Raw genomic sequence first — 17,134 nt, 5'->3', positions numbered from 1 at the left:
AGGAGAACATCATGACCGCCACGTACACCTTCGACGTCTTTTCCAGCCTCGATGGCTTCGGCGCCGCCAGCGGCAACTGGACCGGTTACTGGGGCAAACAGGGTCCGGAGCTGCTCGACCACCGCCTCGCCGTGTATGACGCGGAGCAACGGATGGTCTTCGGAGCCAACACGTACCGGGCGTTCGCGCGCATGCTGGCCTCGAGCACCGAGGAGTCCGAGGTGCGTGACCCCTGGGTCACACGGATGAGGAGCCTGCCGGCAACCGTGGTGTCAACGACGCTGGAGGATCCCCTCGATTGGCCGAACGCCACCCTCGTGAGCGGTGACGCCGTCGACGTCGTCACCCGGCTCAAGGAAGAGTCCAAGGTGCCGTTGCGCTCCCACGGCAGCCTGTCGATGAACCGGGCGCTGATGGCCGCCGGCTTGATCGACCGTGTCCAGGTGACGCTCTTCCCTGTGATCACAGGTCAGACCGGACTGGAGCCAATCTTCCAAGGTGCGGCCGACTTCGACCTCGAACTGATCGAGACCAGGACGCTCGACGGCAACATCCAGGAGCTCATCTACCGGCCCGCCCTGCATGTCTGAGTCCGTTCCTGCGCCCTCGGCCAACGTGTCCGCCAGTTCAGGCAGCAGGCCCGTCCGCTACATTATCCGCGCATGACTCCAGCGAAGAAGGACGCCAGTTCCTGGTGCGCGTCCAACGGCAGGACGTGCGCCACGTACTGGTCCGGACGGACCACCACCAAGGCCCCCTGCTCGCGGTCGATGCCGCGCAGGTCGAAGATGTCCTCGCCGGACTTCAGGTCCGGGGCGAAGACCTTTTCGTAGTCGGTCAGCCCGAACGGACCCTTCTTCGGCAGCAGGAGCTCCGGCACTCCGCTGACGTCGAGCTCCCGGTGGCCCTGCTGGAAGACGGCGCGGATGTCGAATACGGCATCGGGGTCCGCTCCCTCAGGTGTGAAGCGGCGGACCGGCGAGTCCGCCGACTCGGCTAGGAACCGGAACAGCCCGGCGAAGCGGGACTCCGGATCCTGCGGAGCGGCGGAGTCCGCGAAGGCATAGATCCGCCAGCGGCCGTCGGCCTGCGCCACGTGACCCAGCCCCAGCGGTTTGGCATCCGCCAGCCTGATGACGGGGGCCGAGTGGAACCGCTCGCCGATCGGGAAGCCCTTGGCCAGGTACTCGTAGGAGTCCTCGCCGGTGATCATCGACGGCTGGTAGTCGGTGGCGAACCCGGCGGTGAAGCGGCCGCCCTCCGTGAAGATCCGCTGCACCTCGGCCGGGTCCATCCCCTGGTCGTCGGGGTTGTCCGGATCCTTCGGCTTCGCGCCCATGGCCGAGGACCACAGCAGGTCGAAATCGATGAGTTCCTGCGCAACGGCCTGGCGCTCCTCGGTGTAGGTGTCCAGCAGCGACTCCGGGCTGCGCCCTTCAAGGACCGCGGCAAGCTTCCAGCCCAGGTTGAAGCCGTCCTGCATGGAGACATTCATGCCCTGGCCGGCCTTGGCGCTGTGCGTGTGGCAGGCGTCCCCGGCGATGAAGACCCGCGGGCTGCGGGTTCCGCGCTCCTCCGGCAGCACATCGTCGAACCGGTCCGCGATGCGCTGGCCCACCTCATACACGGACCACCACGCGGTGTCCTTCACCTCCAGCGTGTAGGGGTGCAGGACATTCTGCGCGGTCTCGATGATCTTTTCCTGAGTGAAGCGCTTGCGGGCCTCGCGGTCCCCCGGCTCCAGATCGCCCAGGTCCACATACAGCCGGACCAGATAGCCGCCCTCGCGCGGGATCAGCAGGATGTTGCCGCCGCTGGCCGACTGGATGGCAGCCTTGAACCGGACATCGGGAAAGTCTGTGAGCGCGAGGACGTCCATGACGCCCCACGCGTGGTTGCGTGCATCGCCCTTGAGCTCCACGCCGATCGACTTCCGCACGGCACTGCGCGCGCCGTCGCAGCCAACCACGTATTTGGCGCGGACCGTGACCTTCTGGGTCCCGCCGTCGTTGTTAGTCCGAAGCATCGTCGCCTGCACCGGGTACTCACCGTCAGGACTAACGACGACGTCGGTCACCTCCAAGCCGTAGTGCGGTTCCAGCCGGCTGGGCGACTTGGCCATGTGCTCAAGCAGGTAGTCCTGCATGCGGGCCTGGTTGACGATGACGTGCGGGTACTCGGAGAGCCCGTCGGCCACATCCTGCACCCGGCCGCTGCGGACAATCCGGCTCCGGTCCTGCTCGCCGGGCCGCCAGAACACCGTTTCATTGACCCAGTACGCCTCGCGGACCAGTTTCTCGGCCAGGCCGAACGCGTTGAACATTTCCACCGTCCGGCAGGCAACGCCGTCGGCCTGCCCGAGCTCGAGCGGACCGCCGCGGCGCTCGACCACCAGTGTCTTGACACCCGGGAACTCCGACAGTTGGGCGGCCAGCACGGCTCCGGCCGGACCGGTTCCGACCACCAAAACGTCCACTTCCTCCGGCAGTTGGCCGCTGCGGCCTTCATTGCCTGGGGCCGCTGGGCGAAATTCAGGGTCGCCGGGACAGTAGCCGTCTAGGTAAAACTGCATTGTTCTCCTGCTTCGTCGTCAAGGTAATTGCCTCCCCCGAACCTAAGACGCACACCATGGCCGGGCCCAGTAATTTCTGCCCTGCAGAATGCCGCGACCGCCTCCCCAGACGTACTCGCCGGGCCAGGCGAGTCGCGAACATACCCCACGTTCCCCCTTCCGGCGAAACAGTAGTTGTTACCTGCGTCATGTTTGCCTTACAGTATTTACACCGAAAGCTATTCGATTATCGAGCGCTACGTTCTATTATCGAACACGAACCAGGCCGACAACGGCACAACGAAGTGAGGAAAGCCCGTGCAGTTCCACCACCACGGTTACGTTTCAGGTGACCCGAAAGTCCAGCCGGCTGCCGGCGTCGGCATCGATCGCCCCGCCGAACTCCCCGACGAGGTCGACGTCCTCATCGTGGGTTCCGGGCCGGCAGGCATGCTCGCCGCCGCCCAGCTCGCCCAGTTCCCGAACATCAACACGCGCCTGGTCGAACGCCGCGGCGGACGGCTGAAGCTCGGCCAGGCGGACGGTATCCAGGCCCGCAGCGTCGAGACTTTCCAGGCCTTCGGCTTCGCCGAAGAGATCACCGCCGAGGCTTTCTGGCTCACGGAGATGAACTTCTGGCGCCCGGACACCGAGAACCCCAAGCACATCGTCCGCGGCGGCCGCGCCCTCGACGACGAGCATGGCGTCAGCGAATTCCGGCACCTGATCGTCAACCAGGCCCGCGTGCTGGACTACTTCGCCGAGTTTGCCCACAACTCCCCGGCACGCCTGAAGCCCGACTTCGGCTGGGAGTTCAGCACCCTGGAGGTCACCGAGGAGGGCGACTACCCCGTCAAGGTCACCCTGGTACGCAGCGCCGGACCGGATGAAGGCCAGGAGCGCGTTGTGCACGCCAAGTACGTTGTCGGCTGCGACGGCGCCCGCAGCAAAGTCCGCGCCTCCATCGGCTGCACCCTCGCCGGAGACGCGGCCAACCATGCCTGGGGCGTCATGGACGTTCTGGCCAACACGGACTTCCCGGACATCCGCACCAAGTGCGCCATCCAGTCGCACGACGGCGGTTCCATCCTGCTGATCCCGCGCGAAGGCGGCTACCTCTTCCGCATGTACGTCGACCTCGGCGTCGTGCCCGAGAATGACAAGGGTGCGGTCCGCAAGACCTCCATCGAGCAGATCATCGCGAAGGCCAACGAGATCATGACGCCCTACACCGTCGATGTGAAGAACGTCGCCTGGCACAGCGTCTACGAAGTGGGCCACCGCCTCACCGACAGGTTCGACGACGTGCACCTTGAGGACCTCGGCACCCGGACCCCGCGCGTTTTCATCACCGGCGACGCCTGCCACACCCACAGCGCCAAGGCCGGCCAGGGCATGAACGTCTCCATGCAGGACGGCTTCAACCTCGCATGGAAGCTCGGGCATGTACTCGAAGGCCGCGCTCCGGAGAGGCTGCTGTCCACCTACTCGGCCGAGCGCCAGGTTGTGGCGAAGAACCTCATCGACTTCGACAAGGAATGGTCGACGTTGATGGCGAAGAAGCCCGAAGAGTTCAGCTCCCCCTCCGAGCTGGAGGACTTCTATGTCCGCACCGCCGAGTTCCCCGCGGGCTTCATGACCGAGTACGCGCCCTCGATCCTCACGGGCGAGAACGCGTACCAGGACCTCGCCACCGGGTTCCCCCTCGGCAAGCGCTTCAAGTCCGCCAAGGTCTCGCGCGTCTGCGACACCAACCCGCTCCACCTCGGACACCTGGCTACCGCCGACGGACGCTGGCGCATCTACGTCTTCGCCGACCAGGCGCAGGCCGGCGCTGCCTCCCCGGTCGCCGACTTTGCCGAGTGGCTGAAGAACGCCCCGGACTCGCCGCTCGCAGCCACCCCGGAGGGCGCAGACCTCGACGCGTGGTTCGACGTGAAGGTCATCTACCAGCAGAAGCACGAAAACGTCGACATCAATGCGGTGCCCGACGTGTTCAAGCCCGAGGTTGGACCGTTCCAGCTGACCAACCTCGAGAAGGTCTTCGGCGTTGCCAAGGATGAGGACATCTTCGAAGCGCGCGGCCTCGACCGCGGCGGCGTTGTCGTGGTGGTCCGCCCGGATCAGTACGTGGCCAACATCCTGCCGCTGACGGCGACTGCGGAGTTGGCCGAGTTCTTCGCCCCGCTCCTGCGGGCCCGCCAGCTCAAGAAGGCCTAGGCCGGGGCGAGCCTTTCACCTAGCGCAAAAAGACGCCGGCCGTTCGGTTCCGTAAGTACGGAACTGACCGGCCGGCGTCGTGCGTTGGAAAGAGTTCTGGCGGGACTAGCCCACCAGGACCTGCGCGGCCCCGTCCATGTGGGAGTAGATCGTTTGGTCGGCCTTGGCCGCGTCCCCGGTCTCGATAGCATCGACGATGTCGCCGTGCCGCTTGACGTCCATGTTCCTCACGGCGCGCTCCACGCCAGCGAACATGATGGACATCCGGATGTTGCCCTCCAACGATTGCCACGAATGCAGAAGCGTCTCGTTTCCGGTGAGCCGGCACATGGTCCGGTGGAAGTTAAGGTCTGTTTCGGTCCTCTCCTCCAGCCCATCCTCGGCAGCCGCTGCCATGGCATCGACCGCCTTGCGCAACTCCTTGAGGACCGAGGCCCGGTCCTCTAGCGAGCAGAGTTCGCGGGCGGCCAGAGACTCGAGCGCGGCCCGCACAGAGAAGATGTCGCGGATCTCCTTGGCATCGAGGTGGCGGACCGAGAGCCGCCCCCGGGCGCCGGCGGAGATCAGACCTTCCTGCTGAAGTTGGCGCATGGCCTCGCGGAGCGTGCCCCGGCTGATCTGCAGCATCTCGGATAGCTCGGTCTCCACCAGATGAGTACCCGGCGCGAGCTCTCCGGTGGTAATAGCCCGGCGCAGTGCGGCCAGGGCCTGCTGGCGTAGGCTGGTCTTTTCCAGTCCCAGCAGCGACATCGGTTCTGCGGCCATCGTCTTCAACATCCTCGGGGTAGGAGTGGGAAACACTGTTGACAGTTCTCCTGTTAACAGTCGATCTTACCGCCGACCCGGGGCGGCGGCAGTCATCACACTTCTAGTTCGGCGAGGACCTTGGAGATGATGCTGTCCACGGAGAGTCCGTAACGCTCATGGAGCGTGGGCAGGGCGCCAGCGTGAAGGAACTCGTCAGGCAGCGCAACGGGGACAATGCGCTTGCCGAGTCCCGCCCTAACCACCTCGGAGGCGACCGTTTCGAACAGTCCGCCGATGACGGTGTGGTTCTCGAGCGTGACGACCAGCCGGTCGGTGTTGACTTCTGCCAGGACGGTTTCGGCGTCGAACGGCTTGATGGTCGGGGTATGCACCACAGCCACATCCACGTTATGAGCGACCAGGGCTTTGGCAGCCTGCAGCGCGCGCATTGTCATCAGTCCGCTGGAAACGAAGACGACGTCGGCGCCCCCGCGAAGGACCTTGGCCTTGCCCAGTTCGAAGGTGTAGCCGTACTCGTCCAGCACGGTGGGCACGTTGCCGCGCAGCAGCCGCAGGTAGGTGGGGCCCTCGCTGGCCGCCAACTGTGGCACGGCCTGCTCGATGTCCACGGAGTCGCAAGGGTCCACGATGGTCAGGTTGGGCATCCCACGGAAGATCGCCATGTCCTCGGTGGCCTGGTGCGACGGGCCGTAACCGGTGGTCAGGCCGGGCAAGCCGCCCACGATGTTCACGTTCAGGTTCGGTTCGGCCGCATCCAGGCAGAGGAAGTCGTAGGCCCTGCGCGCGGCGAAGACCGAATAGGTGGATGCGAACGGGATCAGCCCGGTCTGGGCCATGCCGGCGGCGGCACCGAAGAGCAGCTGCTCGGCCATGCCCATCTGGAAGAATCGTTCCGGGTAGGCCTGCGCGAAGATGTGCATGTCCGTGTACTTGCCCAGATCGGCGGTCAGGCCAACGATCTTGTCGTTCTCCTGCGCGGCCTTCACCAGCGCGTGGCCAAACGGGGCGGGCGCGGTCTTCTGGCCGGGGTCGGCGAAGGAGGCGATCATCGCCGAGGTCTTCAGGCGCGGCTTGGCGGGGGTTGCGGCGGTGGTGCTCACTTGGTTTCTCCTTCGTACCCGGCGGTCAACTGCTCGCGGCAGAGCTGCCATTCGTGTTCCTCGATGCGCATGAAGTGCGCCTTTTCGCGGTTCTCCAGCAGCGGGACGCCGCGGCCGACCTTGGTGTCGCACAGGATGACCGACGGCCTGCCCTCGGGCGCGGCCTGGGCGGCAGCGGCGTCGAGAGCTGCCAGCAGGGCACCCATGTCGTTGCCGTCCACCCGCTGCACAAACCACCCGGACGCGGCCCACTTGTCTGCCACCGGTTCGGTCCGCATCACGCTGTCGGTCTTGCCGTCCGCCTGCAGCGCGTTGATGTCCACCATTGCCGTCAGGTTGCCCAGCTGGTGGTGGTGGGCGCCCATCGCGGCTTCCCAGGTGGAGCCCTCGTCCAGTTCGCCGTCGGAAAGGAAGTTGAACACGCGAGCTTCGGATCCTTGGTAGCGCAGGCCCAAGGCCGTACCGACGGCGATCGTAAGGCCGTGTCCGAGCGATCCGCCCGAGATCTCCATACCGGGTGTGTAGGTGGACATGCCGGACATCGGCAGCCGCGAATCGTCCGATCCGTAAGTGTCCAGTTCCTCGACCGGAACGACCCCGGCTTCGGCCAGCGCCGCGTAGTGGCCGATTGCGTAGTGCCCGGTGGAGAGCAGGAACCGGTCACGGCCCTCCCACTCCGGGTCCTCGGGGCGGTGGCGCAGCTGGTCCGCGTACACGGCGGCGAACATGTCGGCGGCACCCAGGGCCTGGCCTACGTAGCCCTGGCCCTGCACCTCCCCCATGTTCAGGGCGTAGTGCCGGATCCGGTAGGCGGCGGCCTCGACCCGCTCCTTGCGGGAGGCCGTGGCCTCCGGACTGTGGATATTTGATGTGAGTGTCAACGTGGATTCCTTACGTGAGAGTACGACGACGTGAGATACGAGAGGGAACGCTGGGTGGGGCAACGCGCCCCACCCAGGAGCCGCTTCGAGTGAAATCAGACGGTTACTTTTGCCCGGCCGGCAGGGGCTGCGGCCTCGTCGGCCAACTGGCGCTCCCGCTTGCCCCAGGTCTCCCTGGTGGCCAGGGCGGCCCAGAGCCCGATGGCTCCGTACGCGCTGAATAGCAGTGCCGGTCCCATCCAACCGAGGGCTACGAACAGCAGCGTGGTGATGAACGGAGTGAAGCCTGAGACCATGGCCGAGAACTGGTAGGCCAGCGAAGCGCCGGAGGAGCGGGTCTTGGCCTGGAAGAGCTCGGGGAACCAAGCGCCCTGGGCGCCGGCCAGAGAGTTCTGGCAGACGGCATAGGCGATCACAACGGTGGCGATGACGAACAGGAACATCCCCGTGTTGACCATCAGGAACATCGGGATACCGAACACGACGGCGAAGGCGCAGGAAATAATGTAGACGGGACGGCGTCCCACCCGGTCCGTGAGCCGGCCCCATGCCATGGTTGCGAAGATACCGATGGCGGAGGCGATGCACAGGGCGGTCAGTGTCTCGGTGTTGTTCGCCAGTTCCGCGGTGTGCAGGTAGGAAATCATGTAGGTGACAGAAACGGCGTAGCCGGCGGTTTCGGCAATGCGCAGGCCGAAGCCGCGCACAATGTTGCGCCAGTCAGTGCGGATGACCTCCACGATGGGGGATTTGACGATGTCGCCCTTGTCCTTGACGTCTTCGAAAACCGGTGACTCGGGAACCTTGGAACGGATAATCAGGCCGACAGCCACCAGCACAATGCTCGCCAGGAACGGCACGCGCCAGGCCCACTCGTTGCCCAAATGCACACTGAAGAGGAAGACCAAGTTAGCCAACAGCAGTCCGACGGGGAAACCAGCCTGGACAATGCCCGTGTACTTTCCCTTTTGCTTCCAAGGTGCGTGCTCGTAGCTCATCAGGATGGCCCCGCCCCACTCGGCGCCGAAAGCCAGGCCCTGGATGACGCGTACAGCCACGAGCAGGGCCGGAGCCAGCAGGCCGACCTGTGCGTACGTGGGCAGCAAGCCGATGGCGAAGGTAGCCAGGCCCATGAGGATCAGCGAAGTCACGAGTACGGGTTTGCGGCCCAGCTTATCGCCGAGGTGTCCGCCGATAATCCCGCCCAGGGGCCTTGCCGCAAAGCCAACGCCAAGAGTGGCGAAAGCGGCCAGCGTTCCCGTCAGCGGGTCGGCGCTGGGAAAGAAGGCCGTGCCGAAGTAGAGGGCCGCGGCGGTGCCGAAGCCGATGAAGTCATAGGTCTCGATGACAGCGCCGACACCTGAACCGATAGCGACGCGCTTGGCGTCTTTGGTTCCGTGAACGGGTCCGCGCATTGTCAGAGCTTCGTTGCCCATGGATTTACCTTTCGAAGCGATGCCGGGAGCGGGGGGACCGCCGCCGTTGCTGTTGACAGTCAACAGCACTACGTCAACCAGTGTGACTCCGACCACTCGCCTCTGTCAACAGTCAACAGCAGATATTTATAGTAGTTGACTGTTAACAGTTGACTACTCTACCGTGGTTCACATCACAACTCTTCTGTGTGTCGGCACTATCTCCATCCGTCGGCTTCCCCGAAGAGGTTCCGATTTTCGTAAGGGACCACGAATGACGTTCCATCCCCGTCTGGGCTGCTCCAGCATCAGCTTTCGACATATGGATCTGCCCGCTGCGTTGGATACCATCGCCGGACTCGGATTCACAGAGATTGATCTCGGCGCCCTCCCCGGCGTTTGCGATCATGTCCCATACATTCTCGACGAGCCGGCGGTTGCTGCTGTCGCCAAGAGTGTGGCGGCCTCCGGACTGCGGGTGCGCTCGATCAATGGCGACATCGGCGACCTCAACCGGCCGCTGAATCTGCAGGAGCGGACGGAGCGAACACGACACCTGGACATGTTGCTCTTGCTCGCGGCACAAACCGCCGCGCAGGCCCTGGTACTGCCCTGTGGCGCGTTGGACCATAAGCCCGTCATGGGCCTTGAGCAGGACCTGGACCTGGTGGCCACAGAATTAACCGCAACTGCCGCACGTGCCGCGGACGCCGGCGTCGACATCTGGACCGAATCCCTGCACTTCTTCCGGCTGTGCTTCATTACCGAACGCGCGCAACAGCTGGCGGACCGGCTGGTCGGCACGGACGTGCGGCTGGTAATGGACTTCAGCCACATCGTCGCGTCAGGCGGCCGCCCGACGGACTTTGTCGACCGCTTCCATGCGCGGATCGCCCACGTCCATCTGCGCGATGCCGTGCCCGGGGACATCAACCTCGGCATCGGAAACGGTCAGGCTGACTTCGCCGCGGGCCTGAAGGCACTGGCAGACAAGGGTTACACCGGCCACTTTTCACTGGAACTCGAAACCCGCGACGTCACCAACGAGGAACGCCCCGCCGCCGCAGCCCACGCCGCTAGCTTCATCACCAACCTCATCTAACCCTGCACCAACAATCAAGGAGATACTATGACCACCATCCAGCGCACCGCCGTCATCACCGGAGCCACCTCGGAGCGCGGCATCGGCGTGGCCACAGCCCGCCGCTACGCCCGCGAGGGCTGGGCCGTTGTGATCCTGGACCTCGACGGCGAGAAGTCCTCGAAGGTAGCCAGCGAAGTTCGCAACGAGTTCAACGTGCCGGCCTTCGGCCACGAGATCGACGTGACCAGCGAAGACTCCGTCGCCGCGGCACAAGCTGCCGTCGAGGCCGAGGTCCGCGCGGGCAACCTGCCGGTTGTTGGCGCGCTCGCCAACATCGCTGGCATCACCTCCCCCGCGCCTTTCCTGGAGACCACCCTTGACCTGTGGAACAAGGTCATGGCTGTCAACGCAACCGGCACCTACCTTGTCACCAAGGCCTTCCTACCTGGGATGCTGGAGAACAAGTGGGGCCGGATTGTGAACATGTCCTCGGTCTCCGCCCAGCGCGGCGGCGGCGTCTTCGGCAAGGTTCCCTACTCCTCGGCCAAGGCGGCCATCCTCGGCTTCACCAAGGCCCTGGCCCGCGAGCTCGGCGATAGCGGCGTGACGATCAACGCGGTCACCCCCGGAGCCGTGGACACCAACATCCGTGTCGGCACCACCCCCGAACTGGAAGCCGCGATCGCCCGGGACATCCCGATGGGACGCACCGGCAGCACCGAGGAAGTCGCCGCAGTCATCACCTTCCTCTCCAGCGAGGATGCCTCCTATCTGACCGGCTCCACCTTCGACATCAACGGCGGAAGCCACATGTACTAAGCCGCGCGCCGGCCGCAGCACAGGTACCAGCTCTTATCCGTCCTGCTCTGAGGAAACAAAGAGGAGTAGCTTATGAGTACCAGCGCCACCGCCCCATTCACCGAAGACGTCCGCGTCCGGGACTGGACGGCCCTCCGCCCCGGCGACCGGGTCCTAATCCAGGAGCTATCCGGCCACCGGCAAGCGGGGGTCGTCGACGAGGTATCGGACGCAGGCGACGTTCTCTGGATTCGGTATTCCGGGCTGAATTCGAGAAGGCTGGTCCATGCGGCAGAAATAGCCGGAATCACATGCCGAGCGGCCCAGATCGAACCGCCTAGACTAGCCGCACTGCTCGATGCTCCAATGATTCATCGCGTGCGGAGCCGTCGCCTAATGGCCTCCGCGTAAACGGAGCATTCCCCACCAGAGGGTTTTTGTCCATCTGCGCCCTACCAGTGAGGGGCTGACGATCGAACGAGATCGTCCAGCCCCTCACTCGCGAGCCGGTCCATGTTGTGCACGACGACGGTGTCCCCGTCGCGGGGAAACCGGAGCGGATCGGCCCGCCGTGGCAGGCAAGAGCCATATCGGTGTACACCCGGCCCAAAAGTCAGGTTTTCACGCTGGCTGCTCGTTTAGGTCCAGCGCACTAGCCGCGCGCTTACCCCCACATACCCCTCGGAATCGAGGGATGACTATAAGAGCCGTCAGCGTTAGTGTGAGTCACAACACAGCCGCTGTCGCCGGCGACCGCGCTTCGCCAGGTGGATCAGGACACGAGGTGAACACTCATGGAATCGACCGCTGAACGTGCCGCAGTTGACCGCGAACGACTGCGAGGAATCAAAGAAGCCGCCTACCGCATCCGGACCAACTCGCTGATCCAGGCCGAGGTGCAGGGGCAGGGCTATATCGGCCAGGCGTTGGATCTGGCCGATGTATTGGCGGTCCTGTACACCGATCAACTCAAACTCGACCCTGCGGACCCACACTGGGAGGGCAGGGACCGCTGCCTGCTCTCGATAGGGCACTATGCGATCGCCCTCTATGCCGCCTTGGCTGAGGCAAACTTCTTTCCCCATGAGGAACTGAATACCTACGCGACTGATGATTCACGCCTGCCAATGTCTGCCATGGCCTCCTACACGCCCGGTGTAGAGATTTCCGGCGGATCCCTGGGGGCACGGTCTCACAATTGCAATCGGGGTCGCATTGGGGCTCAAGCGTAAAAATAACGGGGCTTTCGTGTACAACATCCTTTCAGACGGCGAACTCAACGAAGGTTCAACCTGGGAGGCAGCCGCGGTAGCGGCGCACCACAATCTGGATAACCTGATTGCCATCGTCGATTTCAATGATCAGCAGGCCGATGGCAAGAGCCAGGAGACGTTGAGCATGGAGCCTGTCGAGGGGAAGTTTGAAGCATTCGGATGCGTCACCCGCCGAGCGGATGGCAATGACATTGCGGCCGTAGTCACTGCTCTTGAGGACCTGCGGGCCGCCGAGGCAGCCAAACCTCGCTGCCTGATCGTAAATACCAAGCTCGGCAAGGGTGTTGATTTCCTGGAGAACAGGGAGAAACTGCACTTCATGTCCGTGGCTCCAGATGAATGGGAGCTTGCCCACCGACAGCTGAAGGAGTCATTCGAAGCATGAGTACCGTCCAGAAAAAGAAACTGACTTCCGATGCGATGAGCGCTTCGCTCGCCAGAAAGGATCAGCGGACTACCGCAGCGCCATTGGGACACGCTCTCGTGGAGCTTGCACAGCAGGACGAACGCATCGTGGGGCTCTCGGCCGACCTGGCCAAGTACACGGACCTGCACATTCTCCGTGACGCAATGCCGGATCGCTTCTACCAAATCGGCATGGCGGAGCAAGCCTTGCTCGGAGCCGCCGCCGGCCTGGCGATGGAGGGATTCATTCCTTTCGCCTCGACGTACTCTGTCTTTGCGACGCGTCGGGCGTACGACTTCCTGTGCCTGGACATCGCCGAAGCCAACCTGAACGTCAACATGGTCTGTGCCCTGCCCGGACTCACGACCGGCTACGGACCCTCCCATCAGGCAACGGAGGACGTAGCCATCCTGCGCGGGATGCCCAACCTGACCATCGTTGATCCGTGTGATGCGGTGGACATCGAGCAGGCTGTTCCACAGCTCGCGGCCCACGAAGGACCCACCTATATGCGCATGCTGCGGGGCAAGGTTCCCCGGGTGCTGGACGAGTATGACTACACCTTCCAACTGGGCAAGGCGCAACTCCTGCGTGACGGGGCGGAGGTGCTGCTGATCTCAACGGGGCTGATGACTGAACGCGCTCTGGAGGCCGCGAGAATTCTGGAGCTCAACAGGGTGGACGTGGCGGTGCTGCACGTTCCCACACTCAAGCCACTTGATGAGAAGACCATCCTGCGCGAGCTGATACGGGACAGGGTGGTACTCGCCTGTGAGAACCACTCGATCATCGGCGGGCTGTTTGACGCCGTCGCGCATACGGCATTTCGCGAGGGCGTTGGCCGCAAAGTCACTCCGATCGGGCTACCCGACGAGTTCCTCGATGCCGGGGCGCTGCCCACCCTCAATGAACGCTATGGGGTCAGCACCTCAAAAATCGCCGATCGCGTCAAGTCCCTGCTTAGTCCCAGGCACACTGAACGTCCCGACTGAGTCCTGACGACATTCGCCAGTCACCGCCGATATGTCTGAATCACTTGGGAGTCATCGCTCTTCTCCCAGCCAGCTTCCGCCGCTGCCACATACCGTGCTCGCGCCGCACAGAGCAGGGGCGCATCGAAGCCGATTTCATCCGCGATGTCCTGCACCAAGGTGGCGTCCTTCACGAAGATGCTGATCGCGCTCGTCACCTCGGCGTCAGCCCCTTCCAGCATGCGTGGGCCGCGGTCCGACAACATCCAGGATCCCCCGGCCCCACCAGCGACGGCCGATAGCACCTTCTCCGCATCGAGGCCCAGTTCCGTCGCGAGTGCGAGGGCTTCGGCTGCGGCCACAATGTGGACCGAGCACAACAGTTGGTTCACCGTCTTGTATGCCTGTCCTTGCCCATTAGTCGTTCCGCAGTCTATGACCGTCCCGAGTGCTTCAAGGACGGGCCGCGCGTAGTCCATGGCCTCCTTCGGCCCGGACGCAAACAGCCGGAGCTCGCCGGTCACAGCTCGGGCCACACCACCGGTCACGGGCACGTCGAGCACCTGGACGCCGGTGGGAGCCGCGGCGGCCACCTCTCGGACGGCGCGCGGTCCAACAGTACTCATAACCAGCAGGACGCTGCCGTCGCGCATGTTCCGGAGCAGGCCGTCCTCGCCAAGGGCCGCTCCCAGTAACTGCTCCGGCGTCGCCACCATACACACGACGACATCGGCAGTTGCGGCGGATCGTGGCGACGGCTCGGCGGCGAGCCCCAATGCTACGGCCTTTTCCCTTTGTGCATCAGAGGGGTCGACACCGGTCACCTCGAATCCCGCGTCGAGCAGTTGCTCGGCCATAGGTAATCCGATGGCACCGATCCCGATGAAGGTGACGCGGCGTGGCAATGGTGACATTACTCTCCTCATGTTGTGCGGTGGGATGCGGGCGAGCTAGACAAAGATGTCGAGCAGAAGGCACATGGCAAGACCAACGACGGCGAATGTCGCCTGCGCCAAGGTGTAAATCTTGAAGGTTCCCTTGGTTGTGAAACCGAGCATTTGCTTGAAGATCCAGAACGTATTGTCTGTGACGTGTCCTCCGAATGCGGCGCCGGAGCCGGAAGCGAGGAGGATGAGGATCGCGGACGTTTCGATGGAACCCATGATCGGTGCAAGTAGGGTTGCCGCGGTGATTGCCGCAACTGACGCTGATCCTTGGGCAAGGCGCAGGACCGCGGCGACCATCCAGGCGAGCAGGACGGGAAGTGCCGCATTTGCCTGGAACATCGAGCCCAGCATGTCTCCAATACCGACCTCGGTGATTACCTGCCCCAGGGAGCCTGCGACGCCGGTGAACAGGAGGATGGAACCGGAGGTCTGCGCACCCTTGGTGATCAAATCGTCAATACCATGGCGCGTGACGACGGGGATCGCGAAGACGATGCCTATGATCAGGCCGATCAGCAGGGCGACAACGGGGCTGCCGAGGAAGCCTAGGACGGCGATCTCCTGCCCGGCTGCCCGGGCGATGGTGTCGATAATGATGAGCAGGATCGGCACGATCACGGGAAGCATCGCGACGACCAGTGGCAGCCGGTGCGGTGTCGTGGTGGCAACGGTGGGAGTCGCTCCCTTACCGGCCACCTCAGTGGTGCCTTCGGTGGTGGCGTCTACTTTTCGCTGGGCTTCAGCGGCCTTTTCGCCCTCCGGCGACAGACCGAAAATGGAATCGTCGAAGTCGGGCTCCCGGTCCTTCACGGGGTCAAAGATCTTTCGCATCAGAAGGTCGTGCAGGAAGATGCTGGAGATGATGAAGAAGATGCCGAGGGGGATTCCCCATAGCAGCATGGTGCCGATTTCGACTCCGAGCGGTCCTGCGACGGCGAGTGCTGCGACGCCAGGAACCACGATCAACAGGCCCACTTCAAGTCCGATCGCCAGCGCGCCGGCCAGCGTAGCGATGCTCTTTCCGGTTCGCTTGGCGATGGCGCCGGCGATGGGCGCAAGGATCACTAGCGCGACGTCGAAGTAGATTGACGGAAAAATGATTCCTGAGGTAAGACCAAGGACATAGGGCGAGCGTTTCGGGCCGACGATCTTAAGGAGCCCGTCCACAACACGCTGCATGGTTCCAGTGGCCGAGAGTGTGGTGCCGATCATCACGCCGAAGCCGATGATCAGGCCGACCTCCGCCATGAGGTTACCGAACCCGACGTTGACAGCTTCTACCGAGCTGGCGAACCCCAGCCCGCTGGCCACACCGAGGTACAGCGCGCCGACGACAAGTGCAACGACGGGGTTGATCTTGCCCCAGACAATCATCAGGATGATGCCGATAACCGATACGGCGAGGTGTATCAGAACGATAGTATTCACAGGTTCTCCAAGAGGTGCGTCGCCGGAAGAACCGGCCACAGGGGGTGGAATAGCTGGTGCGTTCTCGCGTCAGTGCGCCCTTTTTCCAGCGTTGTCCGTTCGGTGAAGGGCTAGTGCATGTGGCTGCCGCCGTTGATGTCCAGGGCGATTCCGGTGAGGTAGGCGGAGTCTTCGGAGGAAAGGAAGGTTATGGCGGAGGCGACCTCTTCGGTGGTGGCCGTCCGGCCTACCGGCACGTCTGCGGCGATAGCTGCTTCCTGCTCCGGGGTGCTGCCGACGCGGATATTGGTGTCGACTGCTCCGGGGGTGACGGCGTTGACCGTGACTCCTGTAGCTCCTAGCTCCCGGGCCAGTGCTTTGGTGAGGCCGAGGATGGCAGCTTTTGCGGCTGAATAGGGCACTTTGCCAAATACTCCTCCGCCGCGCTGAGCGGAGACGGAGGACATGTTCACGATTCGCCCCCACCGGTTTTCCAACATGTCTGGCAGGAATGCCTTGGTGACCAGATAGGTGCCGGTGGCGTTGACGTCCATCACCCTATGCCACAGTTCCAGGGTGGTGTCGAGAAAGGGCACTGGCGAAGTGATACCGGCAATATTCGCCAACGCTCCGACTGGTGGCAGCTTACCGGCAGCAACTTCCGCGGCTACCGCATCATGAGCAGAGGTCACCGACGCCTCATTCGCCACGTCCACTGCGTGGCCAAAAGCCACCACATCGAAGTCGGCGCTGATGCTGCGGGCGACCTCCTCCGATCTTCCGCCGTCTAGGTCCAGAACTACCACTGCCCAGCCCTCCCGGGCATAGCGTCGTGCGGTCGTTATGCCGATACCGCTTTCGGAGGCGGCTCCGGTTATGACAGCAGTGCGTTGGGTGTGTGACATGTTGCTCCTAGGTTGAGAAGTGGATTCACCGCATCGTGCGGGAGGGCTGCCCGATGCGGTCCGAAAAGGCTGGGCGTACAGCCGCAGGGCCCGGGCTGAACGGCACCTGGTCAGAGATACTCGGCAACGCCCTGAGACCGAAGTATCGAATCGTCATCAGCGCATCCGAAGGCGATGGTCGGCGGAATGTGGACGAACAGCCCAGATGCTGGGAGAACATCGCCAGATCCTCACATGGTCGACTTGTTGTGTGCCAGATCACGTTACCGCCGTTATCTGTTAACAGTCAACATCGTGGCCGAATTTGTAGTCCTTGGAGGTATTCTGGGCGCAGTGCAAACTGTTATCACCCGCTCCGTAGCTGCGGTCGGCCCCTAGGGGCGACAGCAGAACGAAGGACTAGCAGG

At 63.6% G+C, this 17,134-nt stretch carries 13 protein-coding genes and 2 pseudogenes; 6 read left to right on the top strand and 9 right to left on the bottom strand.

The window, feature by feature from the left end; genetic code table 11:
• The first annotated feature begins 11 nt into the window (after window positions 1–11).
• Window positions 12–590, top strand: a complete 579-nt coding sequence (locus tag AC5RWO_RS15605) for a dihydrofolate reductase family protein (protein ID WP_498732411.1) — start codon at window positions 12–14, stop codon at window positions 588–590.
• 62 nt (window positions 591–652) lie between these two features.
• On the opposite strand, the gene AC5RWO_RS15600 is transcribed toward AC5RWO_RS15605, so the two are convergent.
• Entirely contained in the window at window positions 653–2,572 is a 1,920-nt protein-coding gene (locus tag AC5RWO_RS15600) for an FAD-binding monooxygenase (protein ID WP_498732410.1), read from the bottom strand.
• A 297-nt stretch (window positions 2,573–2,869) separates the two neighbouring features.
• On the opposite strand from AC5RWO_RS15600, the gene AC5RWO_RS15595 reads away from it, so the two are divergent.
• Entirely contained in the window at window positions 2,870–4,771 is a 1,902-nt protein-coding gene (locus AC5RWO_RS15595) for an FAD-binding monooxygenase (RefSeq protein ID WP_498732408.1), read from the top strand.
• 105 nt (window positions 4,772–4,876) lie between these two features.
• On the opposite strand, the gene AC5RWO_RS15590 is transcribed toward AC5RWO_RS15595, so the two are convergent.
• The 4 genes from AC5RWO_RS15590 to AC5RWO_RS15575 form a co-directional block, all read right to left on the bottom strand.
• Window positions 4,877–5,536 carry a GntR family transcriptional regulator gene (locus AC5RWO_RS15590; protein ID WP_498732406.1) on the bottom strand — a complete coding sequence of 220 codons (660 nt, stop codon included), beginning with the start codon at window positions 5,534–5,536 and terminating at the stop codon, window positions 4,877–4,879.
• 95 nt (window positions 5,537–5,631) lie between these two features.
• Window positions 5,632–6,588: a transketolase family protein gene (locus tag AC5RWO_RS15585; protein WP_498732593.1), complete on the bottom strand. Its 957-nt coding sequence runs from the start codon at window positions 6,586–6,588 to the stop codon at window positions 5,632–5,634.
• A 47-nt stretch (window positions 6,589–6,635) separates the two neighbouring features.
• Window positions 6,636–7,520 (bottom strand): transketolase, encoded by an 885-nt coding sequence (locus tag AC5RWO_RS15580; protein ID WP_498732405.1) that lies wholly within the window; start codon window positions 7,518–7,520, stop codon window positions 6,636–6,638.
• Window positions 7,521–7,615: 95 nt separating this feature from the next.
• Window positions 7,616–8,956, bottom strand: coding sequence for an MFS transporter (locus tag AC5RWO_RS15575; protein WP_498732404.1), 1,341 nt, complete (start codon window positions 8,954–8,956; stop codon window positions 7,616–7,618).
• A gap of 253 nt (window positions 8,957–9,209) precedes the next feature.
• Here AC5RWO_RS15575 and AC5RWO_RS15570 point away from each other — a divergent pair, with 253 nt between their 5' ends.
• Window positions 9,210–10,037: a sugar phosphate isomerase/epimerase family protein gene (locus AC5RWO_RS15570; RefSeq protein ID WP_498732403.1), complete on the top strand. Its 828-nt coding sequence runs from the start codon at window positions 9,210–9,212 to the stop codon at window positions 10,035–10,037.
• A 27-nt stretch (window positions 10,038–10,064) separates the two neighbouring features.
• Entirely contained in the window at window positions 10,065–10,838 is a 774-nt protein-coding gene (locus AC5RWO_RS15565) for an SDR family NAD(P)-dependent oxidoreductase (protein ID WP_498732402.1), read from the top strand.
• A 458-nt stretch (window positions 10,839–11,296) separates the two neighbouring features.
• Here AC5RWO_RS15565 and AC5RWO_RS15560 read toward each other — a convergent pair.
• Window positions 11,297–11,377: pseudogene (locus AC5RWO_RS15560) on the bottom strand (recombinase family protein); the annotation flags it as partial.
• A 234-nt stretch (window positions 11,378–11,611) separates the two neighbouring features.
• Between AC5RWO_RS15560 and AC5RWO_RS15555 the strand changes: the two are divergent.
• Window positions 11,612–12,476: pseudogene (locus tag AC5RWO_RS15555) on the top strand (transketolase).
• The gene (locus AC5RWO_RS15550; RefSeq protein ID WP_498732401.1) at window positions 12,473–13,489 is read left to right on the top strand and encodes a transketolase family protein; all 1,017 of its coding nucleotides are present in this window, start codon (window positions 12,473–12,475) and stop codon (window positions 13,487–13,489) included. The pseudogene AC5RWO_RS15555 and the gene AC5RWO_RS15550 overlap by 4 nt, the downstream one beginning before the upstream one ends.
• Window positions 13,490–13,509: 20 nt before the next feature.
• Here the strand turns inward: AC5RWO_RS15550 and AC5RWO_RS15545 are convergent, their stop codons facing one another.
• The 3 genes from AC5RWO_RS15545 to AC5RWO_RS15535 form a co-directional block, all read right to left on the bottom strand.
• On the bottom strand, window positions 13,510–14,382 hold the full coding sequence (locus AC5RWO_RS15545) for an NAD(P)-dependent oxidoreductase (RefSeq protein WP_498732399.1): 873 nt from the start codon (window positions 14,380–14,382) through the stop codon (window positions 13,510–13,512).
• A gap of 36 nt (window positions 14,383–14,418) precedes the next feature.
• A complete protein-coding gene (locus AC5RWO_RS15540; RefSeq protein ID WP_498732397.1) occupies window positions 14,419–15,843 on the bottom strand; it encodes a GntP family permease in 1,425 nt (474 codons plus the stop codon).
• Window positions 15,844–15,953: 110 nt separating this feature from the next.
• Window positions 15,954–16,727: an SDR family NAD(P)-dependent oxidoreductase gene (locus tag AC5RWO_RS15535; protein WP_498732395.1), complete on the bottom strand. Its 774-nt coding sequence runs from the start codon at window positions 16,725–16,727 to the stop codon at window positions 15,954–15,956.
• Window positions 16,728–17,134 lie beyond the last annotated feature (407 nt).

It is taken from the genome of Arthrobacter sp. B055-34 (genome assembly GCF_059090425.1).
The sequence above is the reverse complement of the archived record's forward strand: the minus strand, read 5'-3'. Positions and strand labels throughout refer to the sequence as shown.